This is a genomic window from Mycobacterium sp., assembly GCF_035499775.1.
In the GTDB taxonomy this organism is placed as follows: Bacteria; Actinomycetota; Actinomycetes; order Mycobacteriales; family Mycobacteriaceae; genus Mycobacterium.
This window is the reverse complement of record NZ_DATJYB010000116.1, coordinates 26,365-46,404: the sequence shown is the minus strand read 5'-3', so window position 1 is coordinate 46,404 and position 20,040 is coordinate 26,365. Positions and strand designations below refer to the sequence as shown.

Here is a 20,040-nt window from a genome sequence, read left to right as displayed (position 1 = left end):
CTTCAGTCCAATTAAATTGTGTTCCGCCCGGATTCAGCCTCTGCCCGGGCGCCGGCCGCATCGCCGTGCCGGGCCCGGCTCCGATCGCCGCGGGTGCAGTGTAGTCAGGCTCTCCCGGCATGTTGCCTTCGGAATCCATCGCTCTGCCCCGCAGTCGCGCCACCAGGTAGAGCGCCACCAGGCAACCGGGAATTTCCATGACGGCCAGCATCACTGGCATGTAGGCGTTGAACGCGATACCCAAGCCGGTCAGCGCGGCCACACAAGTGGCAAAGGTCCCAGCGGAGTCGGACGCGTAATAGCCTGCGACCGTGGCTTGGTCGACTCGCCGCATGCCAGTCATCAGGCTCAACAGCAGATAGGCGAGGCCGCCGATCACGAAGTTCAGCAGGAAGCCGACGACTATGAAACCGGCGATGGCGCCGAGGTTCGCCGGCTTGACTGCGGCGAGCTCCTCGCCGCCGTGCCAGCCGATGGCCAGCAGCAGGTACATGGTCAGGCCCTGATACAGCGGCTGTGGAAACTCGAAACGCACCTTCAGAATTGGGATTAGAAAGCCGAAGTAGAAAAACAGCAATAGTGGCTTGAACAGGTTGTGGATGACGTTGTGCCAGAACTCAAGCAATACTGTGTTACCCATGCCCAGCTCCTACCTCTCGGTGCGGGTCGTCCGTGTCGACGACCCGGGGGTAGAAGCCATCAGCGCCATTTTTCCGGCCGCATCAGCCGGACGGCGCATCAGCGAGCTTCATCGCTTACTGCATGTACTGGAGGACTGTACACAGGTAGTCGCGCGGTGAACACCCCGACCGGAAGTGTAAGCGGACCGGTCATCCGGAGAATTCAATCCATCCACAGGGGCACGCCGATCAGCGCAACTGCTCGGTCGGTACCTGATAGCGGTCCTGGTAAGCGCTGACCCTTTCGCGAACCTCATCGACGTCCAGGCCGGTGTCCGACCAGGTGTAGCGGCCGCGTCCGCCGTCCCCGGGATGCGCGGCGAGGAAGTCATGCATGTTCTGCTCAGCATCGGGCCGCAGCTCGCGGCCCAGCTTCTGATAGATGTCGCTGATCGTGCTCCACGGATCTTTCATGAAGTCGGTGAACAGCACGTCGATCACGCGGCCGGCGGGCACAGCGTCGCTGTCGCGCAGCGCCATCCCACGATCGAGGCCAACCACGATCTCCTCGTACGACTGCGCCGCGCACTCGGCGATGTTGGACTCGTCGCTGCACATCCGCCGCAGGTGGTGGGTCAGCGCGGCGATCGACGAGATGACGTTGAGCGGATCGCGGTGCATCTGCACGATCAGCGCGTCGGGGTATTCGGCCAGCAGGGCATCCAGCTGCCACAGGTGTGCGGGCGATTTCAGCAGCCACTGGCCCGGAACGCCAGATTGCAGGTGCTGCAGGAAGATTCGGTGGAAGCGGTAAGCGCCGGCGTAGTCGGCGTCATACAGCAGCCAGTGTGAGTAACTCGGCAGCCGGTATTGCACCGGAAAGATCATGCTGGTGAACTCGCTGGCCGTGATCCGGACGCACTCCTGCCCGACGAGAGCGCCCATCGGGTGGAACGCCAGGAACCCGGGAACGATGTGTTCGGACATCTCGATGCTGGCCTGCACCTGCGCGATGCGTGGATCGTCGTGGTAGGTCTCGGGCCGCGGGACCGGACAGGGCGCATCGACCTCCCAGGTCAGTGGTGCGCGCAGGTCTGGATCTTGAGTGAGTAGGTCGTAGAGGATCGTGGTTCCGGACCGGGGTTGCCCAAGGATGAAGATCGGCTGAGTGATTGGCTCGCCGGCGATTTCGGGGTGTTGCTTGCGCCACGCGATGATGTCGAGCCGGTTCTTCAGCGAGCGCATGATGTCGAGGTTCGCGATCTCCACGCCGATGGCCGAGAGGCGCGCCTCATTGACCAGGCCCTCGGTGAGTCGGTGCAGCCCGGGCTGCCAGCCGTCCTCGCCGAAGTCGTCGCTGCCCGCTTCCTCGCATGCGGTGGCGATCAGCCGTTCCGGGGTGAATCGCTCCTGCAGCGTCACAGCCGCGCCTCACGCGTTGAACTAACACGGCGGACCGACACCGTGACGTCGGGCGGGGTCGGGTTGTCCAGCCAGCGTAGGACCACGAACCCGCGATGGCGGCCGCCGGTGTCGAGCCAATGCCCAAAGCCGTAGTCCTGTGCGGAGATCGCGATACGCACCCGCCCGTCCGCGTCGGGATGGACCGCGCGATTGGTCACCGAGCTGTGCCGGCGGCGCGGCTCCAGGCACTCGTGAAAGATGCTTTCCAGCGTGACGTTCCAGTACCGGGTGTCGGGTGGTTCGATGTCGAGTACGAGAGCCTGGCCGGGGTCGAGCCGGAACGTCCTCATCATGTACAGGTTGTCCGGGGTGGTGTCGGCGGCGCCCAGGTCGGCGGCCTGGGCCGTGAGCAGGGTATTGGGGCTGTCGAGGAGCTCGGGCTTGATGGTGCGGTGCAGCGTGGCGAGCTTCATCAACGACCAGGCCATCGCGGTGAACTGGCCGGCGAGCTCGTCGTCGGTGAGGGGGGTGAGCGGACCGGGTTGCAGTGCTTCGATGTGGAGTCTGGCCAACTCTTCGGTGGCGCGGTCACCGATGTACTCGCGGACGACGACCGACGATGCGTCCTCGGGGATCTGCACCCATTGCGCGCCGGCCAGATCGGCAGGCTCCGTTGCGGCGAGCACGATCGCGAATTTCCGGTCGCTGAGCGCCAGGTCGACATCGCTGACGTAGTTGGACATTCGCCGCGGAGTCAGTCCGGTGCCGGCGAGGATCTGCAGGCCGAGGTAGGCGCTGGTGCCCCGGGTGCCGGTGATCCGGTAGCTCCGGTCACCGCGGATCATGGCGAGGTAGTAGTTGCCGTCGGGATTGGGGCCGCCGATCATCCGGTTGTCGGAGCACATGTCGAAGAACGACGGCCGGTCCAGGTCGACCTCGACGGCCATCTGCGAGCAGAGCGACGAGACCCGCGCGATCAGCCGCAGCCCCTCGAGGCGTTCCCGCTGTGATTCGGCGTCTTCGGTCACGATGTTGGTGACGTTGCCCAGCATCTCCTGGAAGAACTGCCATGCGCGTGTGCTCGCCGCGTCTTCGGTCATGTGCTTATCCTCGGTTGTCGAGGGCTGCGACGATGAGCCGGGTGGTCAGTTCGGCGCGACGTCGTGGATACCGTTGCGCATCAGACAGGATCGGATACACCACGCCGCCGACAATGGCGTCCGCGGCGGACTCGGCGGTCGCATCGTCGATACCGTCGGCGAGCAGCCGGCTTCGGACGCTGTCGTGCAGCGGCTTGCTGAAGCCTGCGCGAAGCTTGTCGCCGGTGTCCTCGTGCTCCATACCGGCAACGGTCAAGATCCGCAGCATGGCCGAGCCGCGGGCCGTCGTCAGAGTGGCCGCGAGTTTGCGTACCCATGCCACCAGGTCGGCCGCCAGGTCATCGGTATGGCCGACCGAAGCGAGGATCTTGTCGGCGTCTTCGAGCATCACGTCGGCGACGAGCGCGGGACGGCTGGGCCACCAGCGATAGATGGTCTGCTTCCCCACGCCGGCCCGGGCCGCGACCGCCTCGATGCTCAAACCGTCGAATCCGCGCTCGAGAAGCAGTTCGCGCGTTGCGGTGACGATGGCCATCCGCGACCTCTCGCTTCGCCGACGGGGCGGACTGGCCCGGCTGAGATCGGCTGGCATCTGGTGGTCCTCTCCGGGGCCCAGCGCGCTTTACATATCCTGGCCCGCACCGTAGTCTGCCACAAGACGAGACGGTTCGTCTTGTAAAGACGGAAGGGTAGCTGCCCGTGAGCCTGGGGCTGACCCCGGAGCAGCAGGCGCTCAGCGACGCCGTCGGGCAGTTCGCTGCGCGGCACGCGCCAACAGCTGCCACCCGGGATAACTTCGACGCACTTGCGGCCGGCAAACTGCCGGCGTGGTGGGATACGCTGGTCGCCAACGGTTTTCATGCGGTACATCTGCCCGAACACCTCGGTGGCCAGGGCGGGGGGCGGATGGACGCCGCCTGCGTGCTGGAGTCGGCGGCCAAAGCGCTGCTGCCCGGGCCGCTACTGCCGACGGTAACCGCGGGAGCCGTTGCGCTGCTGGCCGATCCGGCACCCGAAGGACTGCTGCGCGACCTGGCATCCGGCGCGCCCGCGGCAGTCATCCTTCCCGGCGACTCCGACTTCCGGGCGCGTGCAGATGGTGGACAATGGCTGGTCACCGGTACCTCGGAAGTCACCGAGGGCGCGTGTTCGGCGCGGCTGATCGTGGTCGGAGCCCGTACCCCGGCAGGCGACGTGTTGTGGATGTCGGTGGACACCGGAAAGCCCACGGCCACCGTCGAATCAGTGCAGGGCACCGACCTCGTTTCCGACGCCGGGATCCTGCGCCTCGCCGACTATTCCGCGCCTGACTCCGACGTGCTCACCGGCATCGACCCGGAGCGTGCCGAGTGCGTCGTCGTGGGACTCGTGGCGGCCGCGACGGCCGGTATCACGCAGTGGTGTGTCGAGGCGGTTACCGCGCACCTGCGGATCCGGGAACAGTTCGGCAAGGTGATCGGTACCTTCCAGGCACTGCAGCACAACGCGGCGATGTTGCTGATCAACAGCGAGTTGGCCACCGCGGCGGCCTGGGACGCGGTGCGCGCAGTCGACGAACCGCTGGACCAACACTTGCTCGCCGCGGCCGGCGCGGCCGTGATCGCGATCTCGCCGGTGCCGGACCTGGTACTCGATTCGCTCACGATGTTCGGGGCCATCGGCTTCACCTGGGAACACGACACCCACCTGTACTGGCGGCGGGCCATCAGTCTGGCGGCATCGATCGGGCCGGCGAACCGCTGGGCCCGACGCCTGGGGCAATTGATGTGCACCCAGCAGCGCGACATGTCGGTCGAGCTGGGTGACGCCGAATCGGGCTTCCGGTCGCACGTCGCCCAGATCTTGGATGCCGCACTCGAACTGCACAACGATCAACCCGGGCGACAGGGCGACTACGAGGACTTCAAGACTGGGCCGCAACGCACGTTGGTCGCCGAGGCGGGCCTGATCGCACCCCATTGGTCACCGCCGTGGGGCATCGACGCCGGGCCACTGCGACAGCTCATCATCGACGACGAGTTCGCCAAGCGACCCGACCTGGTTCGTCCCTCGCTGGGTATCGCCGAGTGGATCCTGCCCTCGGTACTCCGCGCCGGATCAAAAGACCTGCAGGAGAAGCTGATACCGCCGACGCAGCGCGGCGAGATCGCGTGGTGCCAGCTGTTCAGCGAACCGGGGGCCGGATCCGATCTTGCCTCGCTGGCCACCCGCGCCACCAAGGTCGACGGTGGCTGGAATATCAACGGGCACAAGATCTGGACGTCGGTGGCGCACCGGGCGGACTTCGGCGCGCTGCTGGCCCGCACCGACCCTTCGGCCGCCAAGCACCGTGGCATCGGTTACTTCATTGTCGACATGCGATCTCCAGGCATAGAAATCCAACCGATCAAGACGGCGACCGGCGATGCGCACTTCAACGAGGTCTTCCTCACCGACCTGTTCGTACCCGACGACATGCTGCTCGGAGACGCCGGCGGCGGTTGGAACCTTGCGATCGCGACGATGGCCGAAGAGCGCTCTGCCATCAGCGGTTACGTCAAATTCGACCGGGCAGCCGCGCTACGCCGCCTCGCGTCGGGCACCGGGCCCGACCGCGACGACGCACAGCGCGCGCTCGGCGAACTCGACGCATACACCCACGCCATCAAGGCGCTGGGTGTCCGCGAGACCATTCGGCTGCTGGACGGGCAGCCGTCCGGGCCGGCGTCCAGCATCGCCAAGGTCGCGATGAATGTGCTGCTGCGCCGCACCTTCCAGGCCACGCTGCAGTTGACTGGACGCCGGGCGATGGTCGCCGACTCCGACCCCGCCATCGTCGAGTCGTATCTGCGTCTTCCCGCCGAATTGTTAGGCGGCGGAACCAGGGAGATCCAGCTGAACATCATCGCCCAGATGATTCTCGGCCTGCCCCGCAAGTAGGAAGGAACGACATGGGATTACGCGGAGAGGCCGCGATCGTCGGATACGTCGAGCTTCCGCCGGAGCGGCTCAACAAAGCCTCGCCTGCGCCGTTCGTCATCGAACAGTGGGCGGAACTCTCCGCCGCGGCACTCGATGACGCGGGCGTGCCCGCCGAGGCCGTCAACGGCATCGTGGCCTCGCACCTGGCTGAGTCCGAGATCTTCGTACCTTCCACGATCGCCGAATACCTGGGCGTCGGAGCGAGATTCGCCGAGCACGTGGACCTAGGCGGTGCCAGCGCCGCGGCCATGGTGTGGCGCGCGGCGGCGGCCGTCGAACTCGGGATCTGCGACGCGGTATTGTGCGCACTGCCGGCCCGATACATCACGCCCATGTCCAAGAAGAAGCCCAGGGCGCTGGTCGACGCGATGTTCTTCGGTTCATCGAGCAACAAATACGGTTCTCCGCAAGCAGAATTCGAGATCCCGTATGGAAACCTTGGCCAGAACGGCCCGTACGGCCAAGTGGCCCAACGTTATGCGGCGGTGTGTGGCTACGACGAGCGGGCCATGGCAAAGATCGTCGTGGACCAGCGCGTCAACGCCAACCACACCGAAGGCGCGATCTGGAAGGACCAGCCGCTCACCGTCGAGGACGTGCTGGCCAGCCCCGTCATCGCCGACCCGTTGCACATGCTGGAGATCGTGATGCCGTGCGTCGGAGGTGCCGCCGTCGTCGTCGCCAACGCCGACATCGCCAGGCGAGCACGCCACCGTCCGGTGTGGATCAAGGGGTTCGGCGAGCACGTGCCGTTCAAAACCCCGACCTACGCCAAGGACCTGCTGCACACCCCGATCGCCGAGGCCGCCGAAACCGCCTTTGTCATGACGGATTTGACCCGCGACCAGATGGACATGGTGTCTATCTACGACTGCTACACCATCACGGTGCTGTTATCGCTGGAGGACGCCGGCTTCTGCGAAAAGGGCAAGGGCATGGAGTTCGTCACCAACCGCGACCTCACCTTCCGCGGAGATTTCCCGTTGAATACCGCCGGCGGCCAACTCGGTTTCGGCCAAGCGGGATTGGCGGGCGGGATGCACCACGTCTGCGACGCCACCCGCCAGATCATGGGCCGCGCGGGCGCGGCTCAGGTGGCCGACTGCAACCGCGCCTTCGTGTCCGGCAACGGCGGAATCCTTTCCGAGCAGACCACACTGATCCTGCAGGGCGACTGAAAGAAGAATCATGGCCATCAGCTTCGATCGTCCGATGCCCGTCAAAACGCCCACCAGCGCGCCTTTTTGGGATGCGCTTGCCGAGCACCGGATCGTCATCCAGTACTCGCCGTCGACGCAGTCCTACGTGTTCTACCCGCGGGTGCGTGCGCCCGGCACCCTGGCCGACGACCTGGAGTGGCGGGAGATCTCCGGCATGGGGACGCTGTACTCCTTCACCGTGGCCCGCAGGCCGGTCAGCCAGCACTTCGCCGATGCCGTCCCGCAGCTGCTCGCGATCGTCGAATGGGACGAGGGGCCAAGGTTTTCCACCGAGATGGTAAATGTCGAACCCGCCGATCTGCGGGTCGGGATGCGGGTGCGGCCGGTGTTCGTCGACTACCCGGAACACGACGTCACGATGTTGCGCTACGAGCCCGCCGACTAAGCCCTGCCCGCCGAGTGTGCGGCCGGGCGCACGTTCGAGCGCGACCGTGCGCCTGGCCACACGCTCGAGCGCGAGCGCGGCGGAGCCGGGCGAAGCGGGTCGCCGATCGCTATTCGTCCATCTCATCCACGCTCGGCGAAAGGCGGTTACCGGGCGTCTACCTGCCTGAGCAACGTGTTGAGGTCCCAGTAATCGCGGTGACTCAGCAGCTCAGCGTTGGCCGCGTAGCGGCAGGCGGCGACCCCTGGGGACGCTGAAGTCGCCTCCCGTTGGATGCAGCACCGAGCCATCCGGCAGTCGCAACGTCCCTTCGAACCTTCCACTCCAAACCCACTCGAGATACAGGCGACCGTCGAGCGCACAGGCATTGCTGAACTCGACGACCGAGTCCGGAGCGAACTTCAGCATCCAGCGGTGAAACCGGGCGATCTGCTCGCGGCCGCGGTACGTCGCGTCCATCGCGACATCCGTGTAACTGCCCGCGGGTGCGAAGAAGTCGAGCAGTTCGACGGGCTCCGAGGTCCACGCGCGCGAGTAGGCGGCCGCGAAGTCGGCATCGGCAGGATGTGGCGATGTCATGCTCAAGCCCCGCTACCGGGCGGCGGGCCGGTGTGCCGCCTCGATCTTGTCGGCCACCAGTTTGGCGGTTTCGGCGCAGGCTGTTGTTCCACCGTTGGCGTACTCCTTGACGGCGTCACCGACGTTCCACAATCCCGCGATTGGGGTGTCGTGGGGTAGGTCAAAGCCGGCTACAGCCCGCTGCGGCGGCCAATCACCCTTGGTGACAGCAACATTCAGTATTCGGGCGCGATCGTCGAAGTGGTCGATCGCATCGCGCAGATCCTGCAGGAGTAGTTCGGTCTCGGCGGTTTCGTCAAATTCACCCAACGACGGCTTGGGCACCGCGGTGCCCACGTACAGGTGCCATCCCGGCGGCGCCATTTCGGGGCACATGTCGGTGAAGTTGGCGATGTAGGCCAGGCGCCGCGATGTGGCGAAGCTCAGCATCCCGGGCATGTCGACCAGCCTGTCCTGACTGGCGAAGTTGACCGAGATCATCGCGGTGGGCCGGTCACCCTTCTTTACCAGATCCTGGTAGTCGCCCGGGACGTGCTCCTCGCCGAGCAACTTGACCGTGGCGGCCGGGCCGATGTCGCTCACCACCACAGGCGCCGCCACGGTGACCGTCGCACCGTCCCGGATCGCCTGGACGCCGGCCACGGCCGCACCGTCGGAGACAATCCCGACGACCGGCGTGGACAGCCATACCTGACCGCCGTGGGACTCGATGGCACCGGCCAAACCTCGCCACAAGCCGATGGTGCCTTCAGGATGGAAGCCGAACCGTTTGAACGCGCTCTTGCGGGTGAAGTAGGTGAGGAACACCCGGGCCGGCAGGTCCTCGGAACCCACGGCGAAGATCGAGGCGCACATGTTGCGGAAGATGCCGTGCACGCCTTCATTTTTCGTGTAGCGCGAAACCCATTCCGCGGTGGAGATCTCGTCTTCGGGTAAACCCGAGTCGTTGCGGGCGGCGCCGATGCCCTTGACCAGCTTGGCGCCCTGGCGGGTGAGCTTGCTCAGCAGGAAGCCCCAGCCGCCGCCGGTGACATCGACGTCCTTGCCGGCGATGCGGTAGAGCAGCGGCGGTTTGGGCTCGCGGACATCGAACGGCGCACCGACCTCCTCACACGTCTGTTGAGTGATGCCACCGATCTCGATGACAATGGCGCCGTTGTTGATCTTGAAGCCGTCGATGTCTTCGGTGGAGGCTCGACCGCCGACCTTGTCGAGGCGTTCCACCACCAGCGTGCGGTAGCCGCGGTGGGCGAGACGTGCGGCGGTGAACAGGCCACCGGCACCGGCTCCGATGACTATCACGTCGAATTGTTGTGTGGTCATTGGTGTTTCCTAACTAGTACGAGCGGGGCAGACCAAGCGATGACTGGGCGATGAAGTTCAGCACCATCTCTCGGCTGACCGGGGCGGTGCGCATCAGGCGCGTCACGAACCACAACTCAGACAGCCCGTATTCGTGCGACAGTCCGTTGCCGCCATGGGTTTGGATCGACTGGTCCAGCGCTTTGAGAGCCGCCTCCGACGCCGCGAACTTGGCGATGTTGGCCGCCTCGCCGGCGGATTCGCCTGCGTCGAAGAGCTCAGCACTGCGAGCGGTCGCCATCCTGCTCAGCTCCACGGCAACGTGGGCTTCCGCGAGGGGGTGGGCGATCCCTTGGTGGGCACCGATCGGCGTCGCCCACACGCGTCGTTGCGTGGCGTAGTCGACGGCCTTGCCGATTGCGTACCGTCCGATCCCACCGCACAAGGCGCCCACTAGAATTCGTTCCGGGTTCAGGCCGTCGAACACCTGTCGCAGCCCGTTGCCCGCGACGCCGATCAGCGCGTCCTCGCCGACCTCGACGTCGTCGAGAAACACAGTGAACTGCCTGTCCGTCGACACGATCGAGGTGTCGATCTGTTGGAAGGACAGTCCCGGACTGTCGGTCGGAACGACGAAAAGCGAAAGCGCGCTCTGGTCCGGAGTCGAGTGCTCGGCGTCTCGCGTGACCAGCAGGATCGCGTCGGCCTGGTCCACCGCCGAGATGTAGTACTTCGATCCGCTGATCGTCCACCCGGTTGCGGTGCGCCGTGCGGTCGTCTTCACGTTGTGGCTGTTGGAACCCGCGTCAGGCTCGGTGATGCCGAACGCCATGATCTTTGATCCGTCGGCGATCGACGGGAGCCAGCGCTGCTTCATTTCCGCTGAGGCATGCCGGGCCAGGATGCTGCCGCAGATTGCCGGGGAGATGACCCAGACAAGCAACGGCATCCCGTGTGCGGCGAGTTCCTCGACCACGATGACGGCTTCGGCCATTCCGCCGCCCCCGCCGCCGTATTCCTCAGGTAGGTGCAGACCGAGCAGGCCGGCGGCGGCCAGGTCTTTCCACAACTCCTGGATGTCACCGCCGGATCGGGCGCGTTCGGTGAAGTATTGCGCGCCGAATCGCGCCGCGATACCGGCCACGCTCTCGCGAATCGCTTTGTGCTCCAACGAGTCTTGAATGAGCCCCATAACCTACTCTCCGGTGAACTGGGTGCGGCGCTTGGCCGCGAAATCGTTGATGGCTCTGGCGGCGTCAGCGGTGTCGCCGGCGCGTCGGAGTGCCTCGGTCTCGGCTTGCAGTTGCGTGGACAGATCGTTGTGCCATGAGTCGCGCAGTAGCGCACGCATCCGCGCGAAGCCTCGGGTGGGTCCGGCGGCGAGTTCCCGCGCGACCGTCTCAGCACGGGCACGGAGTTCCTGAGCCGGCACGATCTCGTTGACCAATCCCCATTCCAGTGCCTCGGCGGCGTCGATGGGCCGATTGCGCAAGTAGGCCGCCGCGGCCCGGCGCGGGCCAATCAGCCTGGGCAAGTGCCAGGTGCCGCCGCCGTCTCCCGAAAGCCCCAGGGCGGCAAAGGCCGTCACGAACTTGGTGTCTTCGGCAGCTATGACCAGATCCGCGGCATATACATAACCCAGGCCGCCGCCGGCGACAGCCCCGTGAGCGGCGGTGACGATCGGCGCATCAATGCGACTCAGGACGCGAAACGCCTCGTGGAAGGGTGTGGTCAGCTGCGCGAACAGCGTGCCGAAGCCAGCAAACCCACTGTCGGAGTGGGCAAGGAAGTAATCGATATCGCCGCCGACGGTCAGCGCCGGTCCATTACCGCAAATCAGCACTGCCCGGACCGAGTCGTCGTCCGCGATGCGGCGGGCCACGGCGAGAGTCTCCTCACTGACCCGCATGTCGATCGCGTTCCGGACGTCCGGGCGATTCAGACATATCGTCGCCACCGCGTCGGTCACCGAGTAGTCGATGGTGTGCAAATCCGCATCGGCGCCGAGGGCCTGCACCCATGCCGCGCTGTCGGTCAGCTGGTGCAGTCCCGATACGCAGCCGTTCTCGGCGAAAGCGATGACGTGGATGAACGCCGCGTCCAAGCGCCGGCCGGACTTGCGGCCCTTTCCGCGGTAGTGGCCGGACACGAATAGCCGGCCGTCGTCGAGAACGCGGAACTCCTCGGGCTGCGCGGCTACCTCGTAGTGGCGACCGATCATCCACCACAGGTTCCGTTGCATGGCCTCTGGCCCGTCATGCCGTCCACCCATGTCCAGCGGAAGGCCCTCGGTGGCGTGACCGACGAATTCGGGGTCCAGCAGCTTCGACAACGCCGTACGGTCCCCGGCTGCAAGTGCCCGGTAGAGCTGTTTGGCGGTTGACACTTTGGTGTCGTCCAAGACGTTCACCCCGAGCTTTCCTTTCTCAGGCTCCCAGTTCGGCTTCCGCTCATCCTTTAATCGAGATTAGAAGACTGGGATGGGATGCAGCCGTGATGCCGCCGATAGTAACACTTTTCTATTTCAGGTTAAATTCTGTGCACGCAGCTGACGCACCGAAGTGCCGACAACGGGGTCCCGCTATGTCGAGGCGCGCACGATCAGGCGTGCGATGTCCGTCGGCTCCGGCGGCGGCGGAGCCGGATAACCCAACTCGCTGAGCACTGCGGCGATCGCGGCGTCGGCGACCGCGTGGAAGTTGAATTCCACCGAGGTCAACGGCGGTGTGCTCACGACGCCCATCGGGCTGGCGTCGACACCGATCACGGCCAGATCGCGCGGACAAAGCAGGCCCGCCCGGTGAATGCCGTACAGGACCAGGCAGGCTATCTCGTCGCTCTGCGCGCATACGGCGGTGACGCCGTCCTGCCTCCAGGCGGTCACCATGTCCGCGGCGTTGTCCACCGTGACCTCGGCGACGTGGACCGGCGAAAGACCACGCAGGCGCGCCGCACGCGAGACGCCTTCGAGCCAGTAATCGCCCAGGGCGCGCCACTTGGCGATCCCGGTATAGGCGAACGCGATCTCGTGATGACCACGCGAGGCGAGATGTTCCACCCGCATCTCGCCGATCGAGAGGTGGGGATCTCCGAGTGCGGGCAGCGTCCCGATCTCGATGTGCGGGATGTCTGCTGCCTTCACGGCGCGCAAGGCGGCTTCGCTGAGCGGGAACAGGCTCGTGACCGCGACAGGGTCGAGATTCTCGATCGCATCGACGACGTGCCGATCGTCCTCGGTCTCGAAGATCTGCACCTGAAGCAAACCCAGGCGCGCCAGTTCGGTGGTCATCCGACTGCCGGCTTGCATCGGCATCTCGCCGACCGCCACATGCGGTACGACGTAGAGGACCACTCCGCTCTTGCCGCGAGCGAGATTGCGCGCGGCAAGGTTGGGGCGATAACCGAGCAGTTCCGCGGCGTTGTAGACCGCCTCGCGGGTCTGTGCGGAGATCCTGCGGCCCTCGGCGTTGTTCAGCACGTAACTGACCGTCGCGGTCGACACGCTGGCCAATCGGGCCACGTCAGCGGTGGTAGGCCGGTCAGGCTTGTTCGTGTTCACCTCACATCACCGTCCTGGCCATGCCTCATGGTGGCACGTCGCGACCACTTGCCGCGCGCGGTCGGTAGGTTCTCAAGCTCCACGTTCGAATGCATCGTGCAGTCGTCGACTATTTCCCGAAGGGCTCGAAGGCTGGGTCGGCGGCCCTTAAGGCAATGTCGTCCTTGCCTATTCGCTCCGAGCAAGTGAGGCATCCGAGGACCGGTTCGGCCGGCTGGCCACATGGGATGTGGGTCAGCGTCGCGTCAGCGCGGTTGGGCCCCAGCCATCGTCGTCCCCAGGCCATCAGCGCCAGTGGCATGTGGTAGAAATCGTGGCCTTGCTCGGTGAGTTCGTACTCATGGCGAATCGGCCAGTCCTGGTATGGCACCCGTCGCAGAAAGCCGACGTCGACAAGGCGGCGCATTCGGTTCGACAGGATGTTAGGGGCGATGCCGAGGCGCGCTTCGAACTGGTCAAATCGCTTTGTACCGAAGAAGCATTCGCGGATGATGAGGCCGGACCACCGGTCACCGAAAACGGTCAAGGCACGCGCTATCGAGCATGGCCGTCCGCGTTGGATGACGTCGATCGCCGGCTGGCGTGTCACGTTCTGGCCGACTGATGGATTGGGGTTTTCGAACGCCGACCGAGCTGCCTCGACTTCGTCAGCGTGCAAAGGTGCGCCGCAGACGCCGCAGAGAAGTCCTGCGCGCCCGTCGTGATCGTGCCCGACGTGGATGAGACGCTGCGGCGGGGATTCGGCCGGCCATAGCCAGCGATCGCCCCAGCGCATGGTGACCAGAAGGCAGTCGAGGAAGTCTTCGGCCATTGGTGTGGGGACATAGTCGGCGGATTCACGGCTGAGCAGTCCTGCGCTCACCAGCGTCGCGAGGCGCGTGTTCAGGGTGGAGCGTGACGAACCGGTGCCCGTCAGGAAGTGGCTGAATCGCCTTGCGTCATACAAAACCGCTTCCCGAAGTACGAGCCAAGACCAGGCATCGCCGATGACATCGGTGGCCCTGAAGATGGCATCGGCGTCGGAGTCGCCGCCGACTATCGGTCTGGTAGTAAAAGTCACTTGCGTTAGCGTACTTCCGCTGTTAGGTTCCTGCCAAGCGGTTCCATCATGAACTCATCGCGGAGGTGTCATGACCACTACAGCGTCGTTGTCGGGAAAGCTGCTGATCACCAAGGACGGACCAGTCACGACAGTCACCCTGAATCGGCCCGAGGTCCATAACGCTCTCGATAAGGAGCTGTCGAAGGAACTCAACCTTGCGATGAAGGAGATCGACACCGACCGGGATGTTCGGGTGGTCGTCATCAAAGGGGCCGGGGAGACCTTTTGCGCCGGCGACGACATAAAGGGCTTCGCCTCCTTCGAGCCCGACGACCCGCTGTGGGAGATACGCATGTATCAACAGACGGTCAACCTCATCGACAACCTCGTGCCCGTGACCATCGCGGCGGTGGACGGTGTGTGCGTGGGCGGCGGCCTCGAACTCACGCTGGTGTGCGATTTCGTTGTCGCCACCGATCGGTCACGGTGGGGCATGCCTGAGATCAACTGGAACATCACGCCGGGCTGGGGAGGCACCGGCCGACTGAGCAAGTTCGCCGGGCGACGGAAAACCAAGGAGTGGAACCTGATCGGTGCGCTCTTCGATGCCCACACCGCCGAGCGTCACGATTTGGTGAACCGCGTCGTTGCCGCGGAGCGACTCGATGACGAGGTCGGTGAACTCGTCGACGCGATCCTGGCCAGGGACGCCAAGACGGTCACCACCACCAAGTACTTCATCGACAAGGCCGCCGACCTCGACATGTGGTCGAGCATGTTCTTCGAGGGCGCACCCCCGCGTGGATCCGACAGAACCGGCATTCTCGCGTTCGCCGACCCTGACCTCCGAGCCAAGCGCAGCAAGAACCGCGACTTCTGGCAAGACCACGAACCCGTCGACTGAGCGTCACCGCTCGGCGAGCGGCGCCGGCTATAAGGCGTCTAAGGCCAGAACCTGGCGCAGTGCGTCGGTGATTTCGGTTCCAGTGCAGGGTGATTCGGCGCTGCGCCACGCGACGTGACCGTCCGGACGGACCAGAACGGCGCCGTGCTCGGTGATTCCGTATGCGGCCGCGAACATTCCGTCGTCGTCGAGTCCGGCCGCACCGATCAGGTACGCGGATAACCGAACTCGGGTGATTCGCGCCGCTTCGCGCGCCGCCGTCACCCATGACCCACCCTGGCGGCCGGCCAGCACCAGGAACCCGTCGCCGATCAGGTCCAGGGTGGAGACCCGCCCGTCGGCACGGCCCAGCCAGACGTGCGGGGCACGGCACCCCGGTGTCGCCGACGGGACATAGTCGGAGAAGTCGTCGTCCACCTCGGGCGGGACGGTCCCGTCGTCGACGACCGCAGACGAGTGGTAGGCAGCGCCGAACTCGACCCCGAGATGATTGCCGTAGCGCCGTGATTCGGCGATGATCTGCTGCGGTGTCAGCCCGGAGTCGCTGCCGCTGGCAGCCGCCTGACCGATGCGGACCACGTTGATCGAATTCTGCAGCGACTGGTCACGTGCACGTGCGGCGACCGAACGGCGCTCCTGGTCATAGGTGCTCACCAAGGACCAGCCGGCCTGCCCTGCGACATAGGCCGCGAGCTTCCACATCACGTTGTGCATGCCCTGCATGCCGGTGTTCAGGCCGATCCCGCCGGTCGGGGGAAACTGGTGCGCGGCATCGCCGCACAACACGACGCGACCCTGCACAAGACGCTCGGCGACGGTCGCGTTGAGCCGCCAAAACCCGATCGACAGCACTTCCACGTCGAGATCTTCGAGATCGCCGACTGCGGCGTGGATCCATTGTGCTGCAAGTTCTTTGGTGTAGACATCCGGCGACCAGTCCGGCTCGGCGACGTTGATCTGGCACAACCACCGGCCCTGCCCGTCCAGCGGTTGCAACACGCCCCGGGCGTTGTCGTTGTTGACGAAGAACAGCACGCCTTTGCGATCGCCGATCCTGCCTTCGATGTCGGCGCGAAAGTAACAGTTGACCAGGTGACTCAGGCCCAGATGCCCCTCGCGTTGGATGCCGAGCCGAGTGCGGATCGTGCTTTCGGCGCCGTCGGCGGCCACCAGCGCGGGACCCGTCAGAGTCTTCTCGCCCGCGTCGATCCGCGAGCGCACCCGCACGGCGACCTCGTGATCGTCGATGCCCCCGCCCGCGAGCAGATCGGTGACCTCGGTGTCGAACCAGACCTCGACCAGGCCGGTGGCGTAGACGGCGTCGAGCAGGATCCGTTCGATGTAGTCCTGCGATGACATGACCGGAAGAGCGGGTGAGACTGCGGCACCGGGCCCCTCGAAGCCCTTCGAGTCGATGGTGCCGAACTCGTCGCCGATTGCGCTGCGCAGGAACCGGATCGGGCTCTTCCAGCCGGGTGGTGTGTCGATGCTGCGCAGCCGCTGATAGGTCGGACCTCCCCAGCCGCGGGCGATCTCCATGGTGCGGGTATTGAAGTTGCGCGTCTTGGGGTGCCACGACGTGCCCGCGTGTTTCTCGATCAATACGCTCCGCACGCCGAAGCGGGCCAGTTCGAGTGCGCATCCGAGACCCACCGGTCCGGCGCCCACGATGATCACCGGGTTCACCCGGCCACCCCCTTGGTCAGGAGCCCGCGGATGGCCGCTTCGAGGCCGCGGCGGACGTCGGCAAGCTCAATCTCGTCGCCGGCGATCAGATGCTGTAGCGCGAGGCCACGTAGCTGGCCCAGCAGCAGCACCGCGAACGTGTCGGCGTCGAGGCTGTGATCGATCTCGCCACGGGCCTTTCCGCGCTCGACGATGGCGGTCACCGCTTCCCGGAACGCGGCGTCGGACGCGGCCATGCGTCCACGCAGCTCGTCGTCGGCAACCGCCGAGGCCCACAGCACTAAGAATGCGCGATGAATGGGAGGCAGATCTTCGAGCAGCCCGATGAAGATCGACGACGTCGTGACAAGTGCGTCGACGCTGGCATCGAGGCTTTGCAGTGGTGCGGTGGCGGTCACGAATTCCCGCTCGACCTGGCTGATCAGTTCTTCGATCAGGGCGGCCTTGGTGCCGAAGTGGTGGTTGGCGATCCCGCGGCTGTAGCCGGCACGTTCGCCCACCTGAGCCAAAGTGACTGCGGCCAGGCCGCATTCGGCGATGAGCTCCGCCGCCGCCTGCAGCAACCGGTTTCGCGCCGCGGCGCGCCGCTCCGCCTGGGTGCGTCTCGGCCGTGCCCGGACCGCGATGTCGTCCATGGCTGATATTCTCGCATCTAACATGCTTGACAGCAAGCAAGTAAGTGGTAACTTGTGTGCCGTGAGCCGAATTTTTGGCCAGATCGCGCAGATCGGCTACGTCGTGACCGACATCGAAGCCTCGATGCAGCAGTGGAACCGGCACGGGGTGGGGCCGTGGTTCTACATCGAACGGGTGCAGACGGACTACTTCCGCCATCGCGGTGCCGACTCGCCATTGGAGATGAGTGTGGCGTTGGCCAACTCGGGCGATATCCAACTCGAGCTCATTCAGCAACGCAACGACGCCCCGTCGATGTACCGCGAGTTCCTTGACTCCGGGCGTTCCGGCGCCCAGCACGTTTCCTACTGGACCACCGACTTCCAGGACCTCTACGACCGCGCGCTGGCGGCCGACTACACCGTGGGCCAGGAAGGCCGGATCGGCGGCGAGCACGGCAGATTCGCCTACTTCGACACCGAGCACGACCAGGGCACGCTGATCGAGATCTCCGACATCAGCGGTCCCAAGGGCCAGATGTTCGCCTACATCCGCCAAGTGGCGGCCGAGTGGGACGGCGCCGATCCGATCCGCCGGACCGGCTGATCCGGCAAAACGGAAGGCACTCGATGACTGACCAGGACCGGCGAGCAAGCCGACAAGCCAGAGAAGCTCGAGTGATCGAGCACATGGAGAGCGAGAACGTACAGGACTGGGACCGGACTATGGCGACGTTCGGCCACGCCCGCTACGAGCTGCCTGACGGGACGGTGATCGACGGCGCCCACGACGTGATGCAGTACTGGCTCGAGGGCCGCACGCTGGTGCCCGATCAGCGCAACGAGTTGATCGAACTGACCCACCTCGACGACGGCCAGGTGCAGATCGAGTTCTGGCTGCGCGGCACGCCCACGGGGGGCGGTCCCTTCGAGGTCCGGCTGTGGGCGGTGTTCGGGTTCGACGAGAACGATCTGATGACCGGCGAGCGCGTGTATGCGACCCGGCCGACGGCCGATCAGATCGCCGGCCGGGTCGCTACCACCGGCCGGCCGGTGGAGTCCGCCCCGTGATCGCAGACCTCGACGGCCGCGTCGCGTTCGTCACCGGCGCGGGCTCTGGAATCGGACTGGCGACCGTCGAGTGTCTGCTGCAGCAGGGGGCCACGGTCGAGGCGACCGACCTGCGCCCCGACGGCCTGGCCGGGCTTGCTGAGGCTAATCCTGCTGGGCTGCAGGTGAATCCGCTCGACGTGACCGATCGCGCCGCGGTACTTGCCGCGGTCGAAGCCGCCGCAGACCGGCAGGGGCGGCTCGACATTCTGGTGTGCAGCGCCGGGATCGTCTTTGCCGACGACACCCAACGCCAAGCCGACGACCGCGCCGATTGGGACCGCTGCATGGCGGTGAATCTGCACGGCACAATCAACGCCTGCGAAGCGGCGACCCCGCACCTGCAGCACTCCGACGACGGGGTGATCGTGACGATCGGGTCGATCTCCGCTCACGCGTCGCGCGCCACTGGCGGGGCGTACCCGGCAAGCAAGGCCGCCGCGCTGCGCTACACCAAGAGCTTGGCCCTCACGCTGGCTCCCGCGGTCCGGGCCAACGCCGTGTGTCCGGGCGCGGTGTGGACCGGGATGCAGCAGCGCATCTCGACCGAGCTGCAACGCTTCACCAGAGCCGAACGGGCGGACGAGGCGTCCTTCTTTGCCCGCTATGAGGCGATGACCCCGCTGAAGCGGCCGCAGACGCCGGCCGATGTCGCCAAAGCCGTTGTCTTCCTTGCCTCGCCGGACGCCGCCAACATCACCGGCCAGTGCCTGCACGTCGACGGCGGCGCCGTCGTCCGCGATTGAGAGGACTCCGTTGACCGTCAAGCTTTACGCCATCACCTGCGGCCATCTCACCATTCCCACCGCGTTCCTGCTCGCCGGCCGTGAAGGGGCGACCCGGGTGCCGATCACCTCGTATCTGATCGACCATCCGCGCGGTCGCGTCGTATTCGACAGCGGCTTGCATATCGCCACCCAGCGCGACCCGTCCGCACACGTCGGTGACGTCCTGGCCGCTGTGCACCAGTTCGACTACGGCGCAGGCGAAGACATCGGTGTGCGCCTCACGTCCATCGACGTCGACCCGGCGTCCGTCACCCACGTCGTCAACTCCCACCTGCACTTCGACCATTGCGGAGGCAACGCCCTGCTGCCCAACGCCACCGTCGTCGTCCAGCGACCCGAGGTGGATGCCGCCAAGGAGGGTGGCGACGTCAAGGGTTACGTGGCCGCCGATTTCGACACCGGGCAGCCCCGGCAGCTGATCGACGGTGAACACGATCTCTTCGGCGACGGCAGCGTGGTGCTGATCCCGACCTACGGCCATACCCCCGGCCACCAATCGGTGCGGGTGCGCACCGAGAACGGGGAGTTCGTGCTGTGCGGTGACGCCTGCTATCTCAAGGAAGCGCTCGACACCATGACGCTGCCCGGCATCATCGCCGATCCGGACGGGGTGATCAGGGCCCTTCACCTCTTCCGCGAGCTGCAGAGCAAGGGCGCCGCGATCATGTACGGCCACGACCTCGAGTTCTGGAAGGCCATTCCGCAGGCCCCGGCGCGCCTGGGCTAGGCGCGCTTCGCGACGGCCGTTGATTCTGCGGGGCCGTTG

20 protein-coding genes are annotated in these 20,040 nt (G+C 65.7%); 8 read left to right on the top strand and 12 right to left on the bottom strand.

The window, feature by feature from the left end; translation table 11 throughout:
- The 4 genes from VML93_RS08495 to VML93_RS08480 all read right to left on the bottom strand — a co-directional run.
- On the bottom strand, positions 1–640 hold a 640-nt coding region (locus tag VML93_RS08495), incomplete at its 3' end, for a sodium-dependent bicarbonate transport family permease (RefSeq protein WP_325609598.1).
- 229 nt (positions 641–869) lie between these two features.
- Positions 870–2,042 carry a sulfotransferase gene (locus VML93_RS08490; RefSeq protein ID WP_325609596.1) on the bottom strand — a complete coding sequence of 391 codons (1,173 nt, stop codon included), beginning with the start codon at positions 2,040–2,042 and terminating at the stop codon, positions 870–872.
- Entirely contained in the window at positions 2,039–3,124 is a 1,086-nt protein-coding gene (locus VML93_RS08485; RefSeq protein WP_325609594.1) for a DUF1214 domain-containing protein, read from the bottom strand. The genes VML93_RS08490 and VML93_RS08485 overlap by 4 nt, the downstream gene beginning before the upstream one ends.
- 4 nt (positions 3,125–3,128) lie before the next feature.
- Positions 3,129–3,716, bottom strand: coding sequence for a TetR/AcrR family transcriptional regulator (locus VML93_RS08480; RefSeq protein ID WP_325609592.1), 588 nt, complete (start codon positions 3,714–3,716; stop codon positions 3,129–3,131).
- A 107-nt stretch (positions 3,717–3,823) separates the two neighbouring features.
- Between VML93_RS08480 and VML93_RS08475 the strand changes: the two genes are divergently transcribed.
- The 3 genes from VML93_RS08475 to VML93_RS08465 are packed head-to-tail and all read left to right on the top strand — an operon-like array spanning position 3,824 to position 7,690.
- Positions 3,824–6,043: an acyl-CoA dehydrogenase gene (locus VML93_RS08475; RefSeq protein ID WP_325609590.1), complete on the top strand. Its 2,220-nt coding sequence runs from the start codon at positions 3,824–3,826 to the stop codon at positions 6,041–6,043.
- Between the two features lie 11 nt (positions 6,044–6,054).
- Positions 6,055–7,263: a thiolase family protein gene (locus tag VML93_RS08470; protein ID WP_325609588.1), complete on the top strand. Its 1,209-nt coding sequence runs from the start codon at positions 6,055–6,057 to the stop codon at positions 7,261–7,263.
- A 10-nt stretch (positions 7,264–7,273) separates the two neighbouring features.
- Complete coding sequence (locus tag VML93_RS08465) at positions 7,274–7,690, top strand: Zn-ribbon domain-containing OB-fold protein (RefSeq protein ID WP_325609586.1); 417 nt, start codon at positions 7,274–7,276, stop codon at positions 7,688–7,690.
- A gap of 210 nt (positions 7,691–7,900) precedes the next feature.
- On the opposite strand, the gene VML93_RS08460 is transcribed toward VML93_RS08465, so the two are convergent.
- The 6 genes from VML93_RS08460 to VML93_RS08435 all read right to left on the bottom strand — a co-directional run bounded on the left by VML93_RS08460 (position 7,901) and on the right by VML93_RS08435 (position 14,190).
- Entirely contained in the window at positions 7,901–8,269 is a 369-nt protein-coding gene (locus tag VML93_RS08460) for a nuclear transport factor 2 family protein (protein WP_325609584.1), read from the bottom strand.
- A 12-nt stretch (positions 8,270–8,281) separates the two neighbouring features.
- Entirely contained in the window at positions 8,282–9,592 is a 1,311-nt protein-coding gene (locus VML93_RS08455; protein WP_325609582.1) for a phytoene desaturase family protein, read from the bottom strand.
- Between the two features lie 13 nt (positions 9,593–9,605).
- Positions 9,606–10,763, bottom strand: coding sequence for an acyl-CoA dehydrogenase family protein (locus VML93_RS08450; RefSeq protein WP_325609580.1), 1,158 nt, complete (start codon positions 10,761–10,763; stop codon positions 9,606–9,608).
- A 3-nt stretch (positions 10,764–10,766) separates the two neighbouring features.
- Positions 10,767–11,981 (bottom strand): enoyl-CoA hydratase-related protein, encoded by a 1,215-nt coding sequence (locus tag VML93_RS08445; protein ID WP_325609578.1) that lies wholly within the window; start codon positions 11,979–11,981, stop codon positions 10,767–10,769.
- A gap of 171 nt (positions 11,982–12,152) precedes the next feature.
- Entirely contained in the window at positions 12,153–13,130 is a 978-nt protein-coding gene (locus VML93_RS08440) for a LacI family DNA-binding transcriptional regulator (RefSeq protein WP_325609576.1), read from the bottom strand.
- 109 nt (positions 13,131–13,239) lie between these two features.
- Entirely contained in the window at positions 13,240–14,190 is a 951-nt protein-coding gene (locus tag VML93_RS08435) for a helix-turn-helix domain-containing protein (protein ID WP_325609574.1), read from the bottom strand.
- A 70-nt stretch (positions 14,191–14,260) separates the two neighbouring features.
- Here VML93_RS08435 and VML93_RS08430 point away from each other — a divergent pair, with 70 nt between their 5' ends.
- On the top strand, positions 14,261–15,076 hold the full coding sequence (locus VML93_RS08430) for an enoyl-CoA hydratase/isomerase family protein (RefSeq protein WP_325609572.1): 816 nt from the start codon (positions 14,261–14,263) through the stop codon (positions 15,074–15,076).
- Positions 15,077–15,103: 27 nt separating this feature from the next.
- On the opposite strand, the gene VML93_RS08425 is transcribed toward VML93_RS08430, so the two are convergent.
- Positions 15,104–16,762 (bottom strand): FAD-dependent monooxygenase, encoded by a 1,659-nt coding sequence (locus VML93_RS08425; RefSeq protein WP_325609570.1) that lies wholly within the window; start codon positions 16,760–16,762, stop codon positions 15,104–15,106.
- The gene (locus VML93_RS08420; RefSeq protein ID WP_325609568.1) at positions 16,759–17,397 is read right to left on the bottom strand and encodes a TetR/AcrR family transcriptional regulator; all 639 of its coding nucleotides are present in this window, start codon (positions 17,395–17,397) and stop codon (positions 16,759–16,761) included. The genes VML93_RS08425 and VML93_RS08420 overlap by 4 nt, the downstream gene beginning before the upstream one ends.
- 61 nt (positions 17,398–17,458) lie before the next feature.
- Between VML93_RS08420 and VML93_RS08415 the strand changes: the two genes are divergently transcribed.
- The 4 genes from VML93_RS08415 to VML93_RS08400 are packed head-to-tail and all read left to right on the top strand — an operon-like array spanning position 17,459 to position 20,001.
- Positions 17,459–17,983, top strand: coding sequence for a VOC family protein (locus VML93_RS08415; RefSeq protein ID WP_325609566.1), 525 nt, complete (start codon positions 17,459–17,461; stop codon positions 17,981–17,983).
- A gap of 23 nt (positions 17,984–18,006) precedes the next feature.
- Entirely contained in the window at positions 18,007–18,447 is a 441-nt protein-coding gene (locus VML93_RS08410) for a hypothetical protein (protein ID WP_325609564.1), read from the top strand.
- Complete coding sequence (locus tag VML93_RS08405; protein ID WP_325609562.1) at positions 18,444–19,232, top strand: SDR family NAD(P)-dependent oxidoreductase; 789 nt, start codon at positions 18,444–18,446, stop codon at positions 19,230–19,232. The genes VML93_RS08410 and VML93_RS08405 overlap by 4 nt, the downstream gene beginning before the upstream one ends.
- Positions 19,233–19,242: 10 nt before the next feature.
- A complete protein-coding gene (locus tag VML93_RS08400; RefSeq protein ID WP_325609560.1) occupies positions 19,243–20,001 on the top strand; it encodes an N-acyl homoserine lactonase family protein in 759 nt (252 codons plus the stop codon).
- Positions 20,002–20,040 lie beyond the last annotated feature (39 nt).

Excerpts from the sequence above, each read along its gene's own strand:
- VML93_RS08420 (WP_325609568.1), bottom strand. The coding sequence starts at position 17,397 with ATGGACGACATCGCGGTCCGGGCACGGCCGAGACGCACCCAGGCGGAG.
- VML93_RS08460 (WP_325609584.1), bottom strand. The coding sequence starts at position 8,269 with ATGACATCGCCACATCCTGCCGATGCCGACTTCGCGGCCGCCTACTCG.
- VML93_RS08470 (WP_325609588.1), top strand. The coding sequence starts at position 6,055 with ATGGGATTACGCGGAGAGGCCGCGATCGTCGGATACGTCGAGCTTCCG.
- VML93_RS08410 (WP_325609564.1), top strand. The coding sequence starts at position 18,007 with ATGACTGACCAGGACCGGCGAGCAAGCCGACAAGCCAGAGAAGCTCGA.
- VML93_RS08450 (WP_325609580.1), bottom strand. The coding sequence starts at position 10,763 with ATGGGGCTCATTCAAGACTCGTTGGAGCACAAAGCGATTCGCGAGAGC.
- VML93_RS08480 (WP_325609592.1), bottom strand. The coding sequence starts at position 3,716 with ATGCCAGCCGATCTCAGCCGGGCCAGTCCGCCCCGTCGGCGAAGCGAG.
- VML93_RS08455 (WP_325609582.1), bottom strand. The coding sequence starts at position 9,592 with ATGACCACACAACAATTCGACGTGATAGTCATCGGAGCCGGTGCCGGT.
- VML93_RS08465 (WP_325609586.1), top strand. The coding sequence starts at position 7,274 with ATGGCCATCAGCTTCGATCGTCCGATGCCCGTCAAAACGCCCACCAGC.
- VML93_RS08430 (WP_325609572.1), top strand. The coding sequence starts at position 14,261 with ATGACCACTACAGCGTCGTTGTCGGGAAAGCTGCTGATCACCAAGGAC.
- VML93_RS08485 (WP_325609594.1), bottom strand. The coding sequence starts at position 3,124 with ATGACCGAAGACGCGGCGAGCACACGCGCATGGCAGTTCTTCCAGGAG.